Annotated in this window: 18 protein-coding genes; 15 read left to right on the top strand and 3 right to left on the bottom strand. The window is 70.7% G+C overall.

Going from position 1 to position 21,505, the window contains the following annotated elements; all coding sequences use genetic code 11:
- Positions 1-47 precede the first annotated feature (47 nt).
- From ABEA42_RS07880 to ABEA42_RS07850, 7 genes are all read left to right on the top strand, one after another.
- Complete coding sequence (locus ABEA42_RS07880) at positions 48-623, top strand: F0F1 ATP synthase subunit B (RefSeq protein ID WP_345502617.1); 576 nt, start codon at positions 48-50, stop codon at positions 621-623.
- The gene (locus ABEA42_RS07875) at positions 623-1,435 is read left to right on the top strand and encodes a F0F1 ATP synthase subunit delta (protein ID WP_345502329.1); all 813 of its coding nucleotides are present in this window, start codon (positions 623-625) and stop codon (positions 1,433-1,435) included. Before ABEA42_RS07880 ends, ABEA42_RS07875 begins: the two co-directional genes overlap by 1 nt.
- 99 nt (positions 1,436-1,534) lie before the next feature.
- Positions 1,535-3,172, top strand: coding sequence for a F0F1 ATP synthase subunit alpha (gene atpA / locus ABEA42_RS07870; RefSeq protein ID WP_345502328.1), 1,638 nt, complete (start codon positions 1,535-1,537; stop codon positions 3,170-3,172).
- A 125-nt stretch (positions 3,173-3,297) separates the two neighbouring features.
- Positions 3,298-4,197, top strand: a complete 900-nt coding sequence (locus ABEA42_RS07865) for a F0F1 ATP synthase subunit gamma (protein WP_345502327.1) — start codon at positions 3,298-3,300, stop codon at positions 4,195-4,197.
- A gap of 18 nt (positions 4,198-4,215) precedes the next feature.
- The gene (atpD, locus tag ABEA42_RS07860; protein WP_345502325.1) at positions 4,216-5,673 is read left to right on the top strand and encodes a F0F1 ATP synthase subunit beta; all 1,458 of its coding nucleotides are present in this window, start codon (positions 4,216-4,218) and stop codon (positions 5,671-5,673) included.
- Positions 5,674-5,832: 159 nt separating this feature from the next.
- Positions 5,833-6,102, top strand: coding sequence for a F0F1 ATP synthase subunit epsilon (locus ABEA42_RS07855; RefSeq protein WP_345502324.1), 270 nt, complete (start codon positions 5,833-5,835; stop codon positions 6,100-6,102).
- Between the two features lie 16 nt (positions 6,103-6,118).
- A complete protein-coding gene (locus ABEA42_RS07850) occupies positions 6,119-6,547 on the top strand; it encodes a DUF2550 domain-containing protein (RefSeq protein WP_345502322.1) in 429 nt (142 codons plus the stop codon).
- 6 nt (positions 6,548-6,553) lie between these two features.
- On the opposite strand, the gene ABEA42_RS07845 is transcribed toward ABEA42_RS07850, so the two are convergent.
- Positions 6,554-7,183 (bottom strand): cob(I)yrinic acid a,c-diamide adenosyltransferase, encoded by a 630-nt coding sequence (locus tag ABEA42_RS07845; RefSeq protein WP_345502321.1) that lies wholly within the window; start codon positions 7,181-7,183, stop codon positions 6,554-6,556.
- A 48-nt stretch (positions 7,184-7,231) separates the two neighbouring features.
- On the opposite strand from ABEA42_RS07845, the gene murA reads away from it, so the two are divergent.
- The 4 genes from murA (at position 7,232) to ABEA42_RS07825 (ending at position 15,192) form a co-directional block, all read left to right on the top strand.
- Positions 7,232-8,515 carry a UDP-N-acetylglucosamine 1-carboxyvinyltransferase gene (gene murA / locus ABEA42_RS07840; RefSeq protein ID WP_345502319.1) on the top strand — a complete coding sequence of 428 codons (1,284 nt, stop codon included), beginning with the start codon at positions 7,232-7,234 and terminating at the stop codon, positions 8,513-8,515.
- Between the two features lie 159 nt (positions 8,516-8,674).
- Positions 8,675-9,040 carry an STAS domain-containing protein gene (locus ABEA42_RS07835; protein ID WP_345502317.1) on the top strand — a complete coding sequence of 122 codons (366 nt, stop codon included), beginning with the start codon at positions 8,675-8,677 and terminating at the stop codon, positions 9,038-9,040.
- 134 nt (positions 9,041-9,174) lie between these two features.
- Positions 9,175-11,190, top strand: a complete 2,016-nt coding sequence (locus ABEA42_RS07830; RefSeq protein ID WP_345502616.1) for a protein meaA — start codon at positions 9,175-9,177, stop codon at positions 11,188-11,190.
- Between the two features lie 267 nt (positions 11,191-11,457).
- Positions 11,458-15,192, top strand: coding sequence for a S8 family serine peptidase (locus ABEA42_RS07825; protein ID WP_345502615.1), 3,735 nt, complete (start codon positions 11,458-11,460; stop codon positions 15,190-15,192).
- A 112-nt stretch (positions 15,193-15,304) separates the two neighbouring features.
- Here ABEA42_RS07825 and ABEA42_RS07820 read toward each other — a convergent pair whose 3' ends face one another.
- Together ABEA42_RS07820 and ABEA42_RS07815 are read right to left on the bottom strand one after the other, a co-directional pair.
- Positions 15,305-16,516, bottom strand: coding sequence for an N-acetylglucosamine-6-phosphate deacetylase (locus tag ABEA42_RS07820; protein WP_345502316.1), 1,212 nt, complete (start codon positions 16,514-16,516; stop codon positions 15,305-15,307).
- Positions 16,513-17,415, bottom strand: a complete 903-nt coding sequence (locus tag ABEA42_RS07815) for an SIS domain-containing protein (protein ID WP_345502315.1) — start codon at positions 17,413-17,415, stop codon at positions 16,513-16,515. The genes ABEA42_RS07820 and ABEA42_RS07815 overlap by 4 nt, the downstream gene beginning before the upstream one ends.
- A 272-nt stretch (positions 17,416-17,687) precedes the next feature.
- Between ABEA42_RS07815 and ABEA42_RS07810 the strand changes: the two genes are divergently transcribed.
- From ABEA42_RS07810 to ABEA42_RS07795, 4 genes are read left to right on the top strand one after another with little or no spacing between them, the layout of a single operon-like run.
- Positions 17,688-18,965: an extracellular solute-binding protein gene (locus ABEA42_RS07810; protein ID WP_345502313.1), complete on the top strand. Its 1,278-nt coding sequence runs from the start codon at positions 17,688-17,690 to the stop codon at positions 18,963-18,965.
- A gap of 2 nt (positions 18,966-18,967) precedes the next feature.
- Positions 18,968-19,861, top strand: coding sequence for a carbohydrate ABC transporter permease (locus tag ABEA42_RS07805; protein WP_345502311.1), 894 nt, complete (start codon positions 18,968-18,970; stop codon positions 19,859-19,861).
- Positions 19,858-20,697 carry a carbohydrate ABC transporter permease gene (locus ABEA42_RS07800; protein ID WP_345502309.1) on the top strand — a complete coding sequence of 280 codons (840 nt, stop codon included), beginning with the start codon at positions 19,858-19,860 and terminating at the stop codon, positions 20,695-20,697. Before ABEA42_RS07805 ends, ABEA42_RS07800 begins: the two co-directional genes overlap by 4 nt.
- Positions 20,694-21,503 carry a DeoR/GlpR family DNA-binding transcription regulator gene (locus ABEA42_RS07795; RefSeq protein WP_345502308.1) on the top strand — a complete coding sequence of 270 codons (810 nt, stop codon included), beginning with the start codon at positions 20,694-20,696 and terminating at the stop codon, positions 21,501-21,503. Before ABEA42_RS07800 ends, ABEA42_RS07795 begins: the two co-directional genes overlap by 4 nt.
- Positions 21,504-21,505 lie beyond the last annotated feature (2 nt).

Raw genomic sequence — 21,505 nt, 5'->3', positions numbered from 1 at the left:
CCCCTGGCACCACAGCACTAGGAGAACCCGTGCAGCACTTCACCGGCATCACGCAGGTGGTTGTCGCGGCCGCCGCCGAGGACAAGACCGGCGAGCGCCTGCCGATCCTGCCCCTCTGGGGTGAGCTGATCTTCGGCGTCATCGCCTTCGCGATCCTCTACTGGGTTGTGGCCACCAAGGTCGTGCCCAACCTCGAGAAGGCGTACGCCGAGCGCACCGCTGCCATCGAGGGCGGCATGCAGCAGGCCGAAGAGGCCCAGCAGCAGGCCCAGGCCGCGCTGGAGCAGTACCAGGCCCAGCTCGCCGAGGCGCGCGCCGAGGCTGCCCGCATCCGTGAGGAGGCGCGGGAGCAGGGTGCCGCGATCGTCGTCGAGATGCGCGGGCACGCCCAGGCCGAGGCCAACCGCATCACCGAGGCGGCGCACAAGCAGATCGAGGCCGAGCGCCAGCAGGCCGTGGTCTCGCTGCGCAGCGAGGTCGGCCGGCTGTCGATCGAGCTGGCCAGCCGCATCGTCGGTGAGTCCCTCGAGGACGAGACCCGCCGTCGCGGCACGGTCGACCGGTTCCTCGCCGAGCTCGAGGCCGGGAACATCCAGCCCGAGAAGGTCGGAGAGGGCGCCTGATGCGTGGTTCGTCGCGGGCAGCCGCCATCGAGTCGAGCAAGGCCTTCGAGGCCGCGCTCGGCGCGGGGGCGGACCGCCGCACCCTCGGTGAGGAGCTCCTCGCCGTGGTGGGCGTCATCGACGGCAGCGCCACGCTGCGCCGCGCGCTGGCCGACCCGTCCCGGGACGCAGAGGCCAAGCGCGACCTGGTCTCCCGGGTCCTGGGCGGCAAGGTGTCCCAGCCGACGACCGACCTGCTCCGCACCGTGGTCGGCCAGCGCTGGGCCACCGAGCGCGACCTGTCCGACTCGGTGGAGGAGCTCGGCATCGAGTCGCTGCTCTCCCAGGCCGAGGCCGACGGGGAGATCGACCGCGTCGAGGACGAGCTGTTCCGGTTCGAGCGCATCGTGGCCGGCAACCCCGAGCTGCGTGACCGCCTGACCAACCGCCAGGGAGACGCCCAGGCCAAGGCCGGCGTCATCACCCAGCTCCTCGAGGGCAGGTCCAGCGGGACGACCGTGCGGCTGGCCCGCCAGGCCGTGCTCGCCCCCCGGGGCCGCAAGCTCGACCGCACCCTCGAGGGCTACCTCGCCCTCGCGTCCCGTCGGCGCGAGCAGGTCACGGCCGTCGTCACCGCGGCGACCGAGCTCACGCCCCAGCAGCGTGAGCGTCTCAGCGCGGCGCTGCACTCCATCTACGGCAAGTCCATCGTGCTGCAGGTCGTCCTCGACCCGCAGGTGCTCGGTGGCATCCGTGTCCAGGTCGGCGACGAGGTCGTCGACGGCACCGTGCTGCGTCGCCTCGACGAGGCCCGCAGGCACATCGCCGGCTGACGGCACCGCACGACAACTGCACAGCACGACCACCACCACGCCTTCCGGTCCGAGCCCCTCGGCACCGGTCACTGCACCACTCAAGGGAGAAGAGATCAGATGACGGAGCTTTCGATCCGTCCGGAGGAGATCCGGGACGCACTGGACAACTTCGTTCAGTCCTACGAGCCCGGCACGGCCTCCCGCGAAGAGGTCGGCCGCGTCAGCGACGCCGGTGACGGCATCGCCCACGTCGAGGGCCTGCCCTCGTGCATGACCAACGAGCTGCTCGAGTTCGAGGACGGCACGCTGGGCCTCGCGCTCAACCTCGACGTCCACGAGATCGGCGTCGTCATCCTCGGTGACTTCTCCAGGATCGAGGAGGGCCAGGAGGTCAAGCGGACCGGCGAGGTGCTCTCCGTGCCCGTCGGCGACGCGTTCCTCGGCCGTGTCGTCAACCCGCTCGGCCAGCCGATCGACGGCCTCGGCGAGATCGCGACCACCGAGCGTCGCGCCCTCGAGCTGCAGGCGCCGACCGTGGTCCAGCGCAAGTCGGTCCACGAGCCGCTGCAGACCGGCCTCAAGGCCGTCGACGCCATGACCCCGATCGGTCGCGGCCAGCGCCAGCTCATCATCGGTGACCGCCAGACCGGCAAGACCACGGTCGCGGTCGACACGATCATCAACCAGAAGCAGAACTGGGACTCGGGCGACCCCGACCAGCAGGTGCGCTGCATCTACGTCGCCATGGGCCAGAAGGGCTCCACCATCGCTGCCGTCCGCGGCACCCTGGAGGAGGCCGGCGCGCTCGAGTACACCACCATCGTCGCGGCCCCCGCGTCCGACTCGGCGGGCTTCAAGTACCTCGCGCCGTACACCGGCTCGGCCATCGGCCAGCACTGGATGTACCAGGGCAAGCACGTCCTCATCGTGTTCGACGACCTGTCCAAGCAGGCCGAGGCCTACCGCGCCGTGTCGCTGCTGCTGCGCCGCCCGCCGGGCCGCGAGGCGTACCCCGGTGACGTCTTCTACCTGCACTCCCGCCTCCTGGAGCGCTGCGCGAAGCTGTCCGACGAGCTCGGCCACGGGTCGATGACCGGCCTGCCGATCATCGAGACCAAGGCCGGTGACGTCTCGGCGTACATCCCGACCAACGTCATCTCCATCACCGACGGCCAGATCTACCTGCAGGCCGACCTCTTCAACGCCAACGTGCGTCCCGCGATCGACGTGGGTGTCTCCGTCTCCCGTGTCGGTGGCGCCGCGCAGATCAAGGCCATGAAGGAGGTCTCCGGTCGCCTCAAGCTCGACCTCGCGCAGTTCCGCGCGATGGAGGCGTTCGCCATGTTCGCCTCGGACCTCGACCCGGCCTCCCGTGCCCAGCTCGCCAAGGGTGCCCGCCTCGTCGAGCTCCTCAAGCAGAAGCAGGCCGCGCCGTTCCCGGTCGAGGAGCAGGTCGTGTCCATCTGGACCGGCACCACCGGCCAGCTCGACTCGATCGCCGTCGAGGACGTCTCGCGCTTCGAGACCGAGTTCCTGGACTACCTGCGCCGCGAGAAGAAGGGCCTCCTGGACGCCATCCGCGAGTCCAAGAAGTTCGAGGACGAGACCCGCTCCGGGCTCGAGGACGCCGTCAAGGCGTTCAAGGAGCAGTTCGCCGCCTCCGGCGCCGAGAACACCCCCGTCGGCCACGAGGCCGACCCGGGCGAGCTCGAGCACGAGGTCGAGCAGGAGCAGATCGTCAAGCAGAAGCGCTGACCCCCACCGGGTGCCCACCACGGTGGGCACCCGGTGACAGCGTCGCCGCCTCCGGGCGGCACCCCCCCAGAACGTGATCCGCGGCCCCGGGCCGCACCAGGAACGAACGAGAGAGGCGGCAACATATGGGAGCGCAGATGCGGGTCTACCGCCAGCGCATCCGGTCCGTCCAGGCGACCAAGAAGATCACGCGCGCCATGGAGCTGATCGCCGCGTCCCGCGTGGTCAAGGCCCAGCAGCGCGTCCGTGAGTCCTCCCCGTACGCCCGCGCCCTGACGCGTGCGGTGTCGGCCGTGGCGACGTTCTCCAACGTCGACCACCCGCTCACCACCGAGTCGGCCGAGGTGCGCCGCGCGGCGGTGCTCGTCGTGACCTCCGACCGTGGCCTCGCCGGCGCCTACAGCTCCTCCGTCATCAAGGAGAGCGAGCGCCTCATCGCCGAGCTCCGCGGCGAGGGCAAGGAGGTCGTCCCCTACCTGGTCGGCCGCAAGGCGGTGGGCTTCTACCGGTTCCGCAAGCGCGAGTTCGCGGCCGAGTGGACCGGGTTCACCGACCAGCCCACGTTCGACGTGGCGCGGGAGATCGGCGAGGAGCTCGTGGCGGCGTTCAACCGCCCCTACGAGGACGGTGGAGCCGACGAGGTCCACATCGTCTTCACGCGCTTCGTCAACATGGTCAACCAGGAGCCCGACGTCATCCGCATGCTGCCCCTCGAGGTGGTCGAGGGCGAGGAGCCCCCCGCGGAGGACGACGTCCTGCCCCTCTACGAGTTCGAGCCCGGTGCCGAGCAGGTCCTGGATGCGCTGCTGCCCAAGTACGTCACGGCGCGCATCTACAACTGCCTGCTCCAGGCCGCCGCGTCCGAGCTGGCCGCGCGCCAGAAGGCCATGAAGTCGGCCACGGACAACGCCGAGGAGCTCATCAAGAAGTACACCCGGTTGGCCAACCAGGCCCGCCAGGCCGAGATCACCCAAGAGATCAGCGAGATCGTGGGCGGCGCCAGCGCCCTCGCCGACGCCAGTTGAGAAGGTAGAGAGAAACCAATGACTGCCACTGTCACTGAAGAGACCCAGGCCGCCACCCCCGGTGGCATCGGCCGCATCTCCCGCATCATCGGCCCGGTCGTCGACGTGGAGTTCCCCGCCGACGCCATGCCCGAGCAGTACAACCTGCTCACCACCACGGTCGAGCTCTCGGGGGAGAAGAAGAACCTCAACCTCGAGGTCGCCCAGCACATCGGCGACAACATGGTGCGCGCCATCTCGCTGCAGCCCACCGACGGCCTCGTCCGCGGCACCCAGGTGCAGGACACCGGCGGCCCGATCACCGTGCCCGTCGGCGACCAGACCCTCGGCAAGGTGTTCAACACCACCGGTGACGTCATGAACCTCGCCGAGGGCGAGACGTTCGAGGTCAAAGAGCGCTGGGGCATCCACCGCAAGGCCCCGGCCTTCGACCAGCTCGAGTCCAAGACCCAGATGTTCGAGACCGGCATCAAGGTCATCGACCTGCTGACCCCCTACGTCCAGGGTGGCAAGATCGGCCTGTTCGGCGGCGCCGGCGTGGGCAAGACGGTGCTCATCCAGGAGATGATCGCCCGTGTGGCCCGCGATCACGGTGGTGTGTCGGTGTTCGCCGGTGTCGGTGAGCGCACCCGCGAGGGCAACGACCTCATGGTCGAGATGGAGGAGGCCGGCGTCCTCGGCCAGACCGCCCTCGTGTTCGGCCAGATGGACGAGCCGCCGGGCACGCGTCTTCGCGTGGCGCTGTCGGCGCTGACCATGGCGGAGTACTTCCGCGACGTCCAGAACCAGGACGTGCTGCTCTTCATCGACAACATCTTCCGCTTCACCCAGGCCGGTTCCGAGGTCTCGACCCTCCTCGGCCGCATGCCGTCCGCCGTGGGCTACCAGCCCACCCTCGCCGACGAGATGGGCACCCTCCAGGAGCGCATCACCTCGACGCGCGGTCACTCGATCACCTCGATGCAGGCGATCTACGTGCCGGCCGACGACTACACCGACCCGGCCCCGGCCACGACGTTCGCCCACCTCGACGCGACGACCGAGCTGTCCCGTGAGATCGCCTCGCTGGGTATCTACCCCGCCGTGGACCCGCTCACGTCGACCTCGCGCATCCTCGACCGTCGTTACATCGCCGAGGACCACTACACCACCGCGGTGCGCGTCAAGCAGATCCTCCAGCGCAACAAGGAGCTGCAGGACATCATCGCCATCCTCGGCATCGACGAGCTCTCCGAAGAGGACAAGATCCTCGTCAACCGCGCCCGTCGCATCCAGCGCTTCCTGTCCCAGAACACCTACGTCGCCAAGCAGTTCACCGGCATCGAGGGTTCGACGGTCCCGCTGTCCGACACCATCGAGGCGTTCACCAAGATCGCCGACGGCGACTACGACCACGTGCCGGAGCAGGCGTTCTTCATGTGCGGTGGCCTCGACGACGTCGAGCGCCAGGCCGCCGAGATCGAGAAGAACCTCTGACGCCGACGCGTCCGACGCACGGCGACGCCTGCGCGTCGCAGCAGCACCCGTAGGTCGTGGGGCCAGCCGCTCTGGCTGGCCCCACGGCTCACCACCCGTCGAGGGGCTCCCCACGACGGTGGCTAGACTCGAGCAGTACGCATTCCCGTGGAGGACACCGTGAGCACCCTGCAGGTTGAACTCGTCGCCGCCGACCGCAAGGTCTGGGAGGGCGAGGCCGACATGGTCCTGGCCCGGACCGTGGACGGCGAGCTGGGCATCCTGCCCGGCCACACCCCGCTGCTCGGCATCCTCGTCGAGGGCGACGTCCGCATCCGGACCGCCGGCAGCGACGCCTCCGCCCGCATCGACGGAGGGTTCCTGTCCGTCGACCGCGACAAGGTCATCATCGTCGCCGAGGCGGTCGACGCCTCGCAGATCCCGGCCTAGCCGGAAAGGGGTGAGCATGGCGCCCGTGATGTTCGTCGAGATCATCGTGGGGGCGCTCGCCCTGCTCGCAGTCCTGGCGCTGGCGTACATCTTCGTACGCCGGCGCCTCCTGTCGTCCGGGGCCCCGTTGATGCTGTGCGCCCTGCGGGCCCAGGACCGCTCCTCCTACCGCCTGGGGCTGCTGCGGTTCTCCGGCGGCACCCTGGAGTGGTACACGCTCATCGGCCCCTCGCCGCGACCGGTGCGGACGTGGGAGCGGCCACGGCTCGAGCTCGGCCCACCGCAGACCTCGCAGGAGGCCATTGCCGGGCTGCCCGAGGCGGTCACCGTGGCGTGCCGCTACGACGGCGACGAGTTCCGGATCGCCCTCGCGCCCGCGGCCTACACGGCCATGCGGAGCTGGCTGGAGAGCTCGCCGCCCGGCTTCAACGTCAACGTCGCCTGACCGGGATCACTTCTCCTGACCGGGTGCCTGGGCGCGGCCGCCGCCGGGCTGCCACAGCACGTCCCCGCCGATCGGCAGGTTCGCGACGCGGGCGAGCACGAAGAGCAGGTCCGACAGGCGGTTGAGGTAGGTGGCGGTGAGCGGGTTGACCCCGCCCTCGCCCTTGGTGCCCGTCCCGGGCTGGTCGCCGTATGCCGCGATGGCGGCCCACGCGGCCCGCTCCGCACGGCGCACCACCGTCGTCGCCACGTGCAGGTGGGCCGAGCCCACCGTGCCGCCGGGCAGGATGAACGAGCGGAGCTTCTCGACGCGCTGCAGGTAGGCGTCGCAGTCGGCCTCGAGCTCGTCGACCCAGGCCTGCTCCACCCGCAGCGGCGGGTACTCGTAGGTGGGCTGCAGGGGGGTGCAGAGGTCCGCGCCGACGTCGAAGAGGTCGTTCTGCACGCGCAGGAGCGTGGCGCGGATGTCGTCGGGCAGCTCCCCGGCCGCCAGGGCCACCCCGATGGCGGCATTGGCCTCGTTGGTGTCGGCGTAGGCGAGCAGCCGCACGTCGGTCTTGCTCGTGCGGCTCATGTCCCCGAGGTGGGTCTGCCCGTCGTCGCCGGTGCGGGTGTAGATGCGCGTCAGGTTGACCATGGCAGCAGCCTGTCAGATGGGTCGGCGCCGCGCGGATAGGGTGGGTCGGTGGCTGAGAGATTCAGGGTCGTCGGAGGCACCGCGCTGCGCGGCGAGGTCGCCGTGTGGGGTGCCAAGAACAGTGCCCTCAAACTCATGGCGGCCGCGCTGCTCGCGGTGGGGCGCACGCGCCTGACCAACGTCCCCGCCATCCTCGACGTGACCATCATGGCCGAGCTGCTGCGCAGGCTCGGGTGCACCGTCGACTACGACGCCCCGGCGGGGGTCGTGGAGATCACGGTGCCCGAGCAGATCGGGCACCGGGCCGACTACGACCTCGTGCGGGCGCTGCGTGCGTCCACCGCGGTCCTCGGGCCGCTGGTGGCCCGCACCGGGTCCGCCGACGTGGCCGTGCCCGGGGGAGACGCCATCGGCTCGCGCGGGCTCGACCTGCACGCCGCCGGGCTCGAGGCGCTCGGGGCCCAGGTGCACGTCACCCACGGCTTCCTCGTCGCCGAGGCGCCGAACGGCCTCCACGGTGCGGAGATCCGCCTCGACTTCCCCAGCGTGGGCGCCACCGAGAACGTGCTCACCGCGGCCGTCCTGGCCCGGGGGACCACCCGGCTCGAGAACGCCGCGCGCGAGCCCGAGATCGCCGACATCGCCGACATGCTCAGGTCCATGGGCGCCCGCATCTCCGGGGCAGGAACCTCCGTCATCGAGGTGGAGGGCGTCGACCGGCTCTCACCGACCGAGCACGCCGTCGTGCCCGACCGCATCGCCGCCGGCACCTGGGCGTTCGCCGCCTCCGCGACCCGGGGCGACGTCGAGGTCGTCGGCGCCAACAGCGCCCACCTCGTGGCCGCCCTCGAGCTCGTCGAGGCCAGCGGGGCGACCGTCACCGACACCGACCGCGGCTTCCGCGTCGACTCCGGTGGCCGTCGCCCGCGGGCCTTCGACGTCGCGACCCTGCCGTACCCCGGCTTCCCGACCGACCTGCAGCCCTTCGCCCTGACCTGCAACGCCGTCGCGGACGGGTCGGCGATGATCACCGAGAACCTCTTCGAGGCGCGGTTCCGCACCGTCCAGGAGCTCAACCGGCTCGGCGCGGAGACCCGGATCGACGGGCACCACGTCATGGTGCACGGCGTGGAGCGGCTCTCGGGCGCGCCGGTCGAGGCGAGTGACATCCGCGCCGGTGCCGCCCTGGTGATCGCCGGCCTCGTGGCCGAGGGGGTCACGACCGTGAGCGGGGCCCAGCACATCGACCGCGGCTACGCCGGCTTCGCCGAGAGCATGCAGGGGCTCGGGGCGGACGTCACCCGCGAGCCCGACGAGGCGCCCTTCCTCTGAGCGAGACGCCCGGCGACGACCGGTTCGTCCCGGGTGCCATAGCGAAACAGCCGCCGGGCGGCCGGGACCTTTACCAGATCTTGATCAGGCTCGACACAACTCGTACCCCCGTCGACGGCGTCCTTGTGAGTGAATGTCTCCACGGACAAGGGGGTTCGCATGTCGGTCAGCTCCATCGGGGTACTCCCCGTCGCGGTCCGCGCCCTGCACACGGGGCAGGAGGTCGCCATCACCGGACGCATCGACGTGCACTCCGTCCCCGACGTGCGGCTGCTCCTGCACGAGATCATCGACACCGGCTGCGGCGACGTCCTCATGCGCCTGGCCGACGCCGAGATCGGTGACGCCACCGGCCTGGGGGTCATCGTGGAGGCCTACACGCGGGCCCGTCGCGCCGGGCGCCGGCTGGCCGTCATCGACATGACCGAGCGCACGGGACGCCTGTTGCGTGCGTCACGCCTCGACCGGGCCCTCGTGCTGCGCGAGTCGGCCGAGGCCGACACTGTGGCGGCTGTCACCGCCTGAGCTCCTCCCGCAGGCCTTCGGCCCGCCGGTACGTTCGGCCCATGTCCGAGCCTGCCGAGCCTGTCGCCGCGCCGTCGCCCGCCCCCGACGCACCCGCCGCACCGGCGCGCCCCGAGCGTGACCGACCGTGGGTGATGCGCACCTACGCGGGGCACTCGAGCGCGGCGGCGAGCAACGCGCTGTACCGGCGCAACCTCGACAAGGGCCAGACCGGACTGTCCGTCGCCTTCGACCTGCCCACCCAGACGGGGTACGACCCGGACCACCCCCTCGCCCGCGGAGAGGTGGGCAAGGTCGGGGTGCCCGTGTCGCACGTCGGGGACATGCGGGCGCTGTTCGACCAGATCCCGCTGGACCGGATGAACACCTCGATGACCATCAACGCCACGGCGATGTGGCTGCTCTCGCTCTACCAGGTGGTGGCCGAGGAGCAGGCGGCCGCGGAGGGACGTGACCCGGCCGAGGCGGTGCGGGCGCTCGCGGGCACCACCCAGAACGACATCATCAAGGAGTACCTGTCGCGCGGGACCTACGTGTTCGCGCCCCAGCCGTCACTGCGGCTCATCACCGACATGGTGGCCTACACCGTCGCCGAGATGCCCAAGTGGAACCCGACGAACATCTGCAGCTACCACCTGCAGGAGGCCGGGGCCACGCCGGTCCAGGAGATCGCCTACGCCATGTCGACGGCCATCGCGGTCCTCGACGCCGTACGCGACTCGGGGCAGGTGCCGCAGGAGCGGTTCGGCGACGTCGTCGCGCGGATCTCCTTCTTCGTCAACGCAGGGGTCCGGTTCGTCGAGGAGATGTGCAAGATGCGCGCCTTCGTCCAGCTCTGGGACGAGGTCACCCGCGACCGGTACGGCGTGCAGGACCCCAAGCAACGCCGGTTCCGGTACGGCGTGCAGGTCAACTCCCTGGGCCTCACCGAGGCGCAGCCCGAGAACAACGTGCAGCGCATCGTCCTGGAGATGCTCGCCGTGACGCTGAGCAAGGACGCGCGCGCCCGAGCCGTGCAGCTGCCGGCCTGGAACGAGGCACTGGGCCTGCCCCGTCCGTGGGACCAGCAGTGGTCGCTGCGCATGCAGCAGGTGCTGGCGTTCGAGTCGGACCTGCTCGAGTACGACGACCTGTTCTCCGGGTCGCCGGTCGTCGAGGCGAAGGTGGCCGAGCTCGTGGCCGGGGCCAGGGCCGAGATCGACAGGGTGCAGGAGCTCGGCGGGGCCGTCGCGGCGGTCGAGTCCGGCTACCTGAAGTCGGCGCTGGTGGCCTCCCACTCCCAGCGGCGGCGGCGGATCGAGTCCGGCGAGGACGTCGTCGTGGGCGTCAACCGCTTCCAGACCACCGAGCCCAACCCCCTCACTGCCGACCTCGACACGGCCATCCAGACGGTCGACCACGACGTGGAGGCCCGGGCCGTCGACGCGGTGCGCGCCTGGCGCGAGGCCCGGGACGCCGACGAGACGTCGCGCGAGCGGGCAGCGGACGCCCTGGCGGCCCTCACGGAGGCAGCGCGGTCCGGGGCCCCGCTGATGGAGGCCTCCCTCGAGGCCGCCCGTGCGGGGGTCACGACGGGGGAGTGGGCGCAGGCGCTGCGGGAGGTGTTCGGCGAGTACCGCGCCCCCACCGGGGTGTCGGGGTCGGTCGGCGTGGGAGACGGCGGCACCGACGAGCTGCGGGAGGTGCGCGAGCTGGTGCGCCGCACCGGCGAGGAGCTGGGCGAGCGGCTGCGCATCCTCGTGGCCAAGCCCGGTCTCGACGGCCACAGCAACGGCGCCGAGCAGGTGGCCGTGCGTGCCCGTGACGCAGGGTTCGAGGTGGTCTACCAGGGGATCCGGCTGACGCCGGAGCAGATCGTCGCCGCAGCAGTGGCCGAGGACGTGCACCTGGTCGGCATCTCGATCCTGTCGGGTTCGCACATGGAGCTGGTCCCGGAGGTCCTCGACGGGCTGAGGGACGCGGGCGCGGCGGACGTCCCGGTCATCGTCGGCGGCATCATCCCCGACTCCGACGCGAAGGCTTTGCGCGAGCTCGGGGTGGCCGCGGTGTTCACGCCGAAGGACTTCGGGCTCAACGGCATCATGGGCGAGCTCGTCCAGGTCGTCCGGCGCTCACGGGGGCTCGGCGAGGGACGCCCGGTCCCGGCCTGACCGGGGCGCGGAACACGTCCCCCACAGGCTGCCGGCACCCCGTCCCGAGCGTCCGTCGGGCGTCGCGGATGCAGGTCGCCGGTGCGGCGGGTGGTGCGTGCGTCAAGTCTTGGTGCGTGTTTCGTGGATATCCACCCACGGGGCCGTTTCGTCGCCTATGTTCGCCCCGCGCGCGGTGAATCAGTGGGGGCGGGTGTCCTCCACGCGCCCGGCCCAAGTGGGGGGCGAATGGTTGTGTGGCCGCGCGACGAAGGAGACCCCGTGTCGATGCATCATCTGGGGCGGCGCCACCGCGGCTATGTAGCCGCGGTCGGTGTCAGTGCCCTGTCGGTCGTGGCGGCCGCCGCGCTCGGAACCTCGAGTGCCTCCGCCAGCGTGAACCCGAGCCCGGTCAAGCACCGCGGCTCGAATGTGGACGTCCCCAAGGGACTGAAGAGTGCCGGCTCCTACCTGCTGGGCACCCAGCGCAGCGGTGCCGAGAAGGTCGACCGCTCGCTCGTGGGCGCCAAGGGCCAGGTCGACGTCATGATCGAGCTCGACGCCGCCCCCGCCTCCGCGGCGTTCGGGCAGGCCCGGGCCCGTGGGACGACGGCCGCCAAGACGGCCTCGCGCAACCAGACGGCAGCGATCAAGCGCGCGCAGGCCACGGTCGAGTCGCACTTCAGCGACTCCGCGACCAAGGCCCGCACCCTGTACCGCGCGCACGCGCTGTACTCCGGTGTGGCGGTCCGCACGGACGCCAGCAAGGTCCAGGCCCTCGCCGCCCTCCCGGGCGTCAAGGCGGTCCACCGGATCACGCCGAAGCAGGCCTCCAACTCCTCGTCCGTGCCGCTCATCGGCGCCCCCGAGGTCTGGAAGGGCCGCGGCGAGACCGGCAAGGGCGTGCGCGTCGGTGTCATCGACACCGGCATCGACTACACCCACGCCGACTTCGGCGGCCCCGGCACCAAGGCGGCCTTCGCGGCCGCCTCGGCGAGCAACACGTTCACGCCCACCCCGAAGGTCGTCGGCGGCTACGACTTCGCCGGCGACGCCTACAACCCCAGCGAGGGTGTCGGCACCCCCGTCCCCGACCCGAACCCCATCGACTGCGAGGGCCACGGCTCCCACGTCTCGGGCACCACGGCCGGCCTGGGCGTCAACAAGGACGGCTCGACCTACACCGGCGGGTACTCCTCGGACATCGACCCCGCCTCGCTGAGCATCGGCCCGGGTGTCGCGCCGGGTGCGAGCCTCTACGCGCTCAAGGTCTTCGGCTGCGACGGCGACACCAGCATCGTGGGGGAGGCCCTCGACTGGGCTGCCGACCCCAACGGTGACGGTGACCTGTCCGACCGCCTCGACGTCGTCAACATGTCGCTCGGCTCCAGCTACGGCTCGCCCGACGACCCCGACTCCGTCGCCAGCAACAACCTCGCTGCCCTCGGCACCGTCGTCGTCGCCTCCATGGGCAACAGCGGCGACGTCTACGAGGTCGGCGGCGCCCCGGGCAACGCCACGCGCGTGCTGGCCGTGGCCGCCTCCGACGACGGCAACGACGTCGTCGACGGCCTCAAGGTCGACAGCCCGACCGGCATCGAGCCGGCCGACACCGTCGACGGCAAGCAGGACGACATCTTCGCCGCCCTGAAGTCCGTGGCGTACGACTGGGCCAACGAGCCCGGCCTGACCAACACCAACGTGGTCACGCTCGGTGACTGGACCCAGCCGCCGTCGGCCACCAACAACACCGACGCCTGCTCGCCGCTCTCCCCGGGCGACGCCACCAAGGTGGCAGGCAAGATCGTCATGACCATGTGGCTCGACGGCACCGGCCGTCGCTGTGGTTCGGCAGGGCGTTCCGGCAACGCCGCCACGGGTGGCGCCGCCGGCGTCATCTTCGGCAGCGACGTCAACTCGTTCTCGGCCGGCGTGACCGGCTCCGACGTCATCCCGGCGATGCTCCTGGTCAACCAGGGCACCGAGGCCATCAAGAGCCAGCTCGACGCCGGCACGCCCGTCAAGGTCACCATGACCAACGACCTGCGCAACTCGGTCTCGATCGTCAACAAGGGCGCCATCGACCAGCTCGCGGGCTTCTCCTCGCGCGGCATCGGCGTGACGAACAACATCAAGCCCGACGTCGCTGCTCCGGGTGTCACCACCTTCTCGGTGGCGGTCGGCACGGGCAACGAGGGCATCGCCGAGAGCGGCACCTCGATGGCCTCCCCGCACGTGGCCGGCGAGGCCGCGCTCGTGCGTGGCGCGCACTCCAACTGGAGCGTCGAGGAGGTCAAGGCCGCCATCATGAACACGGCGACCCAGGACGTCTTCGTCGGTGAGAACCACACCGGTGCCGTCTACGGCCCCGAGCGCGTCGGCTCCGGCCGCGTCAAGGTGGACAACGCTGTCGGCACCTCGACCCTCGCCTACAGCAAGGACACCCCGGGTGCGGTCAGCGTCTCCTTCGGTCCCGTGGCGGTCACCGCCCCGACGACCACGCTGACCAAGACGGTCAAGGTCGTCAACAAGCGGCCCACCGGGTCCGCGGCCTACACGATCTCCTACAAGGCGGCGCACACCACGCCGGGCGTCACCTACTCGTTCAGCCCGAGCCAGCTCAACCTCGCGGCGGGCGCCTCGGCTGACGTCAAGGTCACGGCCACGATCACCAAGGCCAAGCTGCTCGCCGTCCAGGACCCGACCACCTCGGCCGACCCCCTGGACCTGCAGCTGCAGCGCAGCTTCCGCACCGACGCGAGCGGCCGCATGGTCCTCACGCCGGTGGGTGCCACGACCGGTGGCGCCCTGCGCGTCCCGGTGTGGTCGGCTCCGCGTCCGGCCTCGGTCATGTCGTCCTCGGGCAACGCCACCGTCACCGGCGGCACCGGCTCGGTCAAGTGGGGCAACCTCGCCCTCACCGGCACGGGTGTCGACCAGGGTGGTGCCAACGGGTACGCGCCCGGCGGCTACCAGTCCTCCGTCTCGGCGGTCCAGCTGCAGGGCATGAGCTCGAAGATGCCGAGCTGCAGCAGCACGCTCGTCACCAACTGCATCGCGTTCAACGACGACCGCTCCGCGGACCTTCGTTACGTGGGTGCCGGCTCGGACTACAACCTGGCGGGCAACCTGGACGACAGCACGCTGACGTTCGCCGTCAACAGCTGGGGTCCGTGGCGCACGCCGGCCTCGTACACCGAGTTCGACGTCCTGCTCGAGACCGACGCCACCAACGCCGGGCCCGACGCAGCCGTCTACAACACCCGCGTGTCGACGACGGACGACTACGACTACTTCCTCTCGGAGCTGGTCGACCTGCGCAAGAGCTCGCCGACGTACGGCAAGGTGCTGGATGACCAGCTCCTCAACGGCATCGACGGCTCCTTCGACACCAACGTCTTCAACAGCGACTCGCTGGTGCTGCCGGTGTCGCTCGGTGTCCTCACCGAGGCCGGGCTCGTCAAGGACGCTTCCACCAAGCTCAAGTACTGGGTGGAGTCCTCCACGGCGGAGGCCGGCTCGGTCGACTCGATCGGCTCGTCCTCGGCGCCCATGACCATCAGCGTGGGTTCGCCCGCCCTGTCGGCCTGGGGCGACTTCGGCACGCTGCTCAACACCGACCTTCCGGGGCAGTCGCTCCGGATCCGTCGCAACGACGCGGCCTACGCCACGGACAAGCCGATCGGCCTGATGCTGGTCCACCACCTCAACACCGACGGCCTGCGCTCGCAGGTGGTCCGGGTCAAGGCGACGACCACCACCACGCTGGCGGCAGACGACCGCGACTTCAGCTACGGCTTCCGCCCGACGCTGACCGCCACGGTCGCCCCGTCGCTCGCCACGGGCACGGTGACGTTCATGGACGGCACCAAGACGCTGGGTACGGCCACGGTCACGGGCGGCAAGGCCACTTTCAAGGCCCCCGTCCTGGCCAAGGGCACGCACTCGCTGAAGGCGGTGTACGGCGGTTCCACCGTCTACCTGTCCTCCACGTCAGCGGCCCTGTCGGTGGTCGTGCGCTGAGCACCCACCACCACGCGTGACCAGTGGGCCCCTGCCGCGAGGCAGGGGCCCACTGCCGTACCCGGACCCCTCGGGAGGGGAGAGGGAGGGGGAGGAGAGGCGCCGTACGGCGTCAGAGCCAGGCGCCCCGGCGCAGGACACGCTCGAGCTGCAGCGACTCGTCCACGACCACCACGTCGGCGTGCGCCCCCGGCGCCAGCACGCCGACGCCGGCAAGGCCGAGGGCGCGCGCGGGGGTGGTCGAGGCCGAGGCGACGGCATCGGCGAGGTCGATGCCGAGGTCCTGCACGCACCACCGGACCTGTTCGAGCAGCGTCGAGACCCCGCCGGCGAGCGAGCCACCGTCGGTGAGCCGTGCCTCCCGCCCGGTCACCGTGACCGAACGCCCGCCGAGGGTGTGCGCTCCTTCGGGCAGCCCGCTGGCCGACATGGCGTCGCTCACGAGGGCGATGGCCCCCGGGCCCGCGGTGTCGAAGACCAGCCGGACGGTGGCGCCCGCGAGGTGCACGCCGTCGGCGATGAGCTCGACGACGGCGCCGCCGCGCACGGCTGCGCCGAGGGCGGCGCCGACGGGGCCGGGAGCCCGGTGGTGCAGCGGCGGCATCCCGTTGAACAGGTGCGTGACCAGCGCCCGCCTGCCCGCCACGCCGTGCCCTGCGACCGCGGCGAGGGCGGCGGCGCAGGTGTCGTGGTCGGCGTCGGTGTGGCCCAGTGACCCGACCACGCCGTGGGCCGCGAGGGCCGACGGCAGCTCGCCACGGGGGTCGCGCTCGGGGGCGAACGTCATGTGGCGCAGGCCGCCGCCCGCGCGCGAACAGAGCTCCTCGACGAGCGCGAGGTCCACGTCGGTCAGGGCAGCAGGGTCCTGGGCGCCGCAGCGCACCGTCGACAGGAACGGGCCCTCGAGGTGGATTCCGGCGAGCAGGCCGGACCCGACCAAGGGAGCGAGGGTCCTCACTCCGGCGCGCAGCGTGTCGGGCGGGGCGGACACGAGGGAGGCGACGACCGACGTGGTGCCGTGGCGGTGGTGGTGCTCCGCAGCTCCGGCGGACTCCGGCGCCCCCGACCCGAACTCGCCACCCGCGCCGCCGTGGCAGTGCACGTCGACGAGGCCCGGCAGCAGCGTGAGCCCCTCGCGCCACCACGGCGGGGGTGTCACCCCCGCCCAGCCCTCGCCGAGCCCGTGAGCCGTGCCGGGTCGGGGACCCGCGTGGACGACGCGGCCGCCCTCGACAGCCACCACGCCGTCGTCGACCACCCCGTCGGGGGTCACGACCCGTCCGGTCAGGAGCAGGCGGTCGGCGTGGTGGGGCGCGGAGGTCACGACAGGATGATGGACCGGGTCAGGTGTCGCGGTCGATCCGGGTCCACCCCGGCGCGTCGCGCCTTGAGCAGGCACAGGCGGTGGACCCGCAGCAGGTCGGCGAGGGGGTCGATGTCCCGGTGCTCGAAGTGGCCACCGGTGGCCAGGACGTCCTCGGCGAGCCCGGCGGGGACCTCGCCGAACGCCCACGTGGCCCGGCCCGCCGTCGTGATGCTGATCGGGCCGTGGCGGTACTCCATGGCCGGGTAGGCCTCGGTCCAGAACTGCGCGGACTCGCGCAGCTTGAGCGCCGCCTCCTGGGCGAGCCCCACGGTCCAGCCACGACCGACGAAGGTGAGCTGTTCGGCGTCAGCGACCCCGGCCAGGGCGGTGTCCTCGTCCTCGGCCAGGACGGCCTCGGCGTCGCTGACCACCTGGGCGAGGTCCTCGCCGAGCGTGGCACGCAGGAGGAACAGGGTGGTCGTGGCGAAGCGGGTCTGGACGACCGACTGCTCGTCGACCTCGCTGAGCAGCAGGCAGTCGGTGCCGAGCTCGGTCAAGGGGGTGCCGGCCGTGGCCACGACGGTGGTCGTGCGCACCCCCTGCTCGCGCAGCGCGGTGAGGAGCTCGATGACCTCGGTCGTGGTGCCCGAGCGCGAGATGGCGACGACGTGGTCGAAGGTCCGTCCCGACGGGAACTCGCTGGCGGCGTGGGCCTCGGTCACGCCATGGCCCCCCTGTTCGCGCAGCACCGCGTAGGCCTGGGCCATGTAGTAGGAGGTGCCGCACCCCACGACGGCGACGTGGTCCCCGGGGCGGGGGATGACTGCGACGGCCTCCTCCACGCGACCCAGCACCGCGGCCCAGTCGGCCGGCTGGGTGGTGATCTCGGCGGACGCATGGCTGGTGTAGGCAGACATCGGGGCCCTATCTATGAGCGGATTAGAGTGGCTGAAGTGTTCCTCACTCAGATTCGATCAGTCAAGACGTGCCGGGTTTGCGCTGCTTTGTGACGGCTGGGCGCCAGATCGATCGCGAATGTGGCCCGCAAGTGCTTGACGAGGGGCTCGGTGCGAGGCCATGGTTTCCCTCATGCTTCGGCGAACCTGAGCGAAGCGTGCTTCAAACGACAGGAAACGATCAATCGAATCGTCGGCTGTCGAAGCAGCCACCGACGAACACGAGGAGCGACGTGCGCACCACGACTTCAGGACACACAGCGGCGCTGCGCTGGGGCGTGCTCGCCCTCGGCGCAGGACTCGCCCTGGCAGCCTGCTCCGGCGGCACCGGGGCCGGGTCGGCAGGGGGCGGGGACGGCTCCGCGAAGAAGGCCACCACCATCAAGCTGGTCGCCGCGGAGTACTCCAAGGACCACACCAAGGCGTTCTGGGACAAGTTCGCCTCCGACTACAAGGCGAAGACCGGCAACACCCTCGAGGTGCAGATCGTCAGCTGGGACGACATCGACCAGCAGAGCTCGACGATGGTCCAGAACAACAACCCGCCGGACATCCTCAACCTCAACGCCTACGCCAGCTACGCCAAGGACGGCCTGCTCTACAGCGCCGACGACGTGCTCTCCAGCTCGGTGAAGTCCGACCTGCTCGACGCCTTCGTCAAGTCCGGCACCTACCAGGGCAAGATGTACGGGATGCCGGACCTGAGCTCGGCCCGGGCCATGTTCTACAACAAGGCGCTCTTCAAGAAGGCCGGCATCGCGGCGCCGCCGAAGACGTGGGCCGAGTTCGAGCAGGACGCCACCAAGATCGCCGGTCTCGGCGACGGCAGCATCGGCTACGGCCTCCCGCTCGGGCCCGAGGAGTCGCAGGGCGAGTTCTCGATCTGGATGTTCAACAACGGTGGGGACTGGAAGAAGGACGGGAAGTGGACGATCAACTCCCCGGAGAACGTCGAGACGCTCACGTTCCTCAAGTCCCTGGCCACCAAGAAGCTCACGCAGAACAACCCCGGCAAGACCAACCGGCAGGACGCGTTCGACCTGTTCGCCTCCGGCAAGGTCGGGATGGTCGTCGGGTTCTCGCCCCTGGCCGCCACGCTCGACGCGGCCAAGAAGGTCGACTACGGCGTCGCGCCGATGCCGACCAAGGCCGACGGCGGTGAGCCGCAGACCTTCGGCGTGACCGACTACCTCATGGCCTTCAAGAAGAAGGGCAACCAGGACGCGGTCAAGGCCTTCTACGACCTGTACTACCAGAAGGACCAGGTCAACTCGTTCATCAAGGCCGAGGGCTTCCTGCCGGTGACCAAGTCCGGCATCGAGGAGTTCAAGTCCGACACCAAGCTCGCGACCTACCTCGAGACGCTGCCCAACGCGCACCTCACGCCGACCGACGACCCCACGTGGGACAAGGTCAAGCTGGCCGTGCAGCAGAACCTCGGCACCGCCGTCACGGGCGACCCGAAGGCCGTGCTCGACAAGCTGCAGAAGTCCGCCGAGGCCGGCAGCTGACCATGAAGAGACGAGGTGAGGCGTCGGGTCCCGTCGCGCTGCTGTGGCTGGGACCCGCGCTCCTCCTCATCGGCGGAGTGGTCGTCTACCCGGCCGTGGAGCTGGTCAAGGCGTCGCTCTCGCGCTACTCCATCACGGGGCTGCGCAAGGGCGACGCCGGGCTGGCGAACTTCCGCGCCGTCCTGGCGAACGACTCGCTCGGCACCGTCCTGACCAACACCCTGGTGTGGGTGGTGGCGGTGGTCGTCCTGACGATCCTCGTCAGCCTCGGGCTGGCGCAGTTCCTCACCAAGGACTTCTGGGGCCGGCGCGTGGTCCGCTGGGCGGTGATCGTGCCGTGGGCGGCGTCCCTGGTGATCACCGCACGGCTGTTCAGCCTCATCTACAGCTATTACTACGGCACCCTCAACGCGGTCCTGCTGAAGCTCCACGTCGTCGACACGCCCATCGACTTCCTCGGCGACGACCGGTGGATCATGCCGTCGATGGTCGCAGTGGGGGTCTTCGTCTCGATCCCCTTCACGGCGTACGTCTTCGTCGCCGGGCTGCACGCCATCCCCAGCGACGTGTACGAGGCGGCACGCATCGACGGTGCCTCGCCGTGGAAGGTGTGGCGGCTGATCACGTTGCCGCTGCTGCGGCCGGCCGTGCTCGTGGCGACGGTGCTCAACATGATCTACGTGTTCAACAGCTTCCCGATCATCTACACGCTCAACGAGTCCAACCCGGGGTTCGGCCACGACACGACGATCACGTTCATGTACAAGCTGGCGTTCAAGAGCGCCGAGAAGGACGTCGGCCAGTCGGCGGCCGCGGGCCTGTTCAACGTGCTGCTCATCCTGGTGGCCGTCGTCGCCTACCTGCGGGTCTCGCGGTGGCGTGAGGAGGAGTCGTGAACGGAACCACCGGCTGGCGCAGGATCCGCCCCGCGGCCCTGCCCGTCATCGGGCTCGGCGTGGCGCTCGCCTTCCTCTGGCCCTACCTCGTCATGCTGCTCGACGCGTTCCGCCCGAGCGGCGACGTGGTCACGACGCCCCCGTCACTGCTCCCTCGGGTGTGGAAGTGGACGACGTTCGGCGAGGTCGTCGGCGACGAGCGGTTCCGGGCCTGGCTGACGACCTCGGTCATCGTCGCCGTGGCCTCCACCGTCATCGTGGTCCTGGTCGCCGTGCCGGCCGCCTACTTCACCGCGCGCTTCCGCTTCCGCGGGCGCATCGCGTTCCTCTTCCTGGTGCTGATCACGCAGATGTTCTCGCCGACCTCGCTGGTCGTCGGCATCTACCGGGAGTTCTTCTCGCTCAACCTCGTCAACACCTACCTCGCGCTGATCCTCACCAACGCGGCGTTCAACCTGGCCTTCGCGGTGTGGATCCTGCACGGGTTCTTCGCCTCGATCCCCAAGGAGGTCGAGGAGGCGGCGGAGCTCGACGGGTGCGGCCCGGTGACGCGGCTGCGGCGGATCATGCTGCCGCTGACGCTGCCCGGCCTCGTGACGGCGACGATCTTCACCTTCATCGCGGCCTGGAACGAGTACGTCGTCGCCCTGACTCTCATGCTCGACGACAACAAGAAGCCGCTCACCGTCGGCATCAACTCCTACGTCACCGGCTACGAGCAGAACTGGGACCAGCTGTTCGGCGCCTCGATCATCGCGATCGTGCCGGTCGTCATCCTCTTCGCCATCATCGAGAAGCACCTCGTGGGAGGCCTGACGGCCGGGTCGGTCAAGTGAGCGCCCCGAGCTCGAGGCCGCAGGACCGCGGCGCCAGGTGGAGTGCCCTGCTGGGGCTCCTCGCCGAGAACGGCCGGCTGAGCGTGGGCGAGGTCGTCGAGGCGCTGGGGGTCTCCGAGGCCACGGTGAGGCGCGACTTCACCGACCTCGCGGCGCAGCAGCTCGTCACCAGGACGCACGGCGGGATCGTCGCGTCCGCGGTCGCCTACGACCTGCCCGCCCGCTACAAGCAGGCCGGCACCGACACGGCCAAGGACCGCATCGCGGCGTACGCGGCGGACCTCGCGGTCGAGGGGTCGGTGGTGGGGTTCAACGGCGGCACCACGACCAGTGCGGTCGCGCGGCGCCTCGCGGCGCGTGCCGACCTCGCCAGCTCCTCGCGACGCCCGGCGATCACCGTGGTGACCAACGCGCTCAACATCGCCACCGAGATGGTGCTGCGCCCCTTCGTGCGCTGCGTCTCGCTCGGTGGCGTGGCCCGGACCGAGTCCTACGAGCTGTCCGGCCCGCTCGCGGCGATGGTGCTCGGTGAGCTCTGGCTCGACACCGTGTTCCTCGGCGTGGACGCGGTCTCCGGCTCGGCCGGGGCGATGTGCCACCACGAGGGGGAGGCGGGCATCAACGCGCTCATGGTCGAGCGTGCCCAGCGGGTCGTCGTGGTCGCCTCCGGTGCCAAGCTCGGCCGCAGGGCGTTCGCCCGCATCTGCCCTCCCTCCCGCATCGACCTGGTCGTCACCGACACCAGCGCTCCCGAGGATGCCGTCGCCGACCTGCGTTCGGCCGGCGTCACCGTGGAAGTGGTCTGACG

This window comes from Pedococcus ginsenosidimutans, from assembly GCF_039544395.1.
In the GTDB taxonomy this organism is placed as follows: domain Bacteria; phylum Actinomycetota; class Actinomycetes; order Actinomycetales; family Dermatophilaceae; genus Pedococcus; species Pedococcus ginsenosidimutans.
Note: the sequence above shows the minus strand (reverse complement) of the source record. Positions and strands in the feature narration are given on the sequence as shown.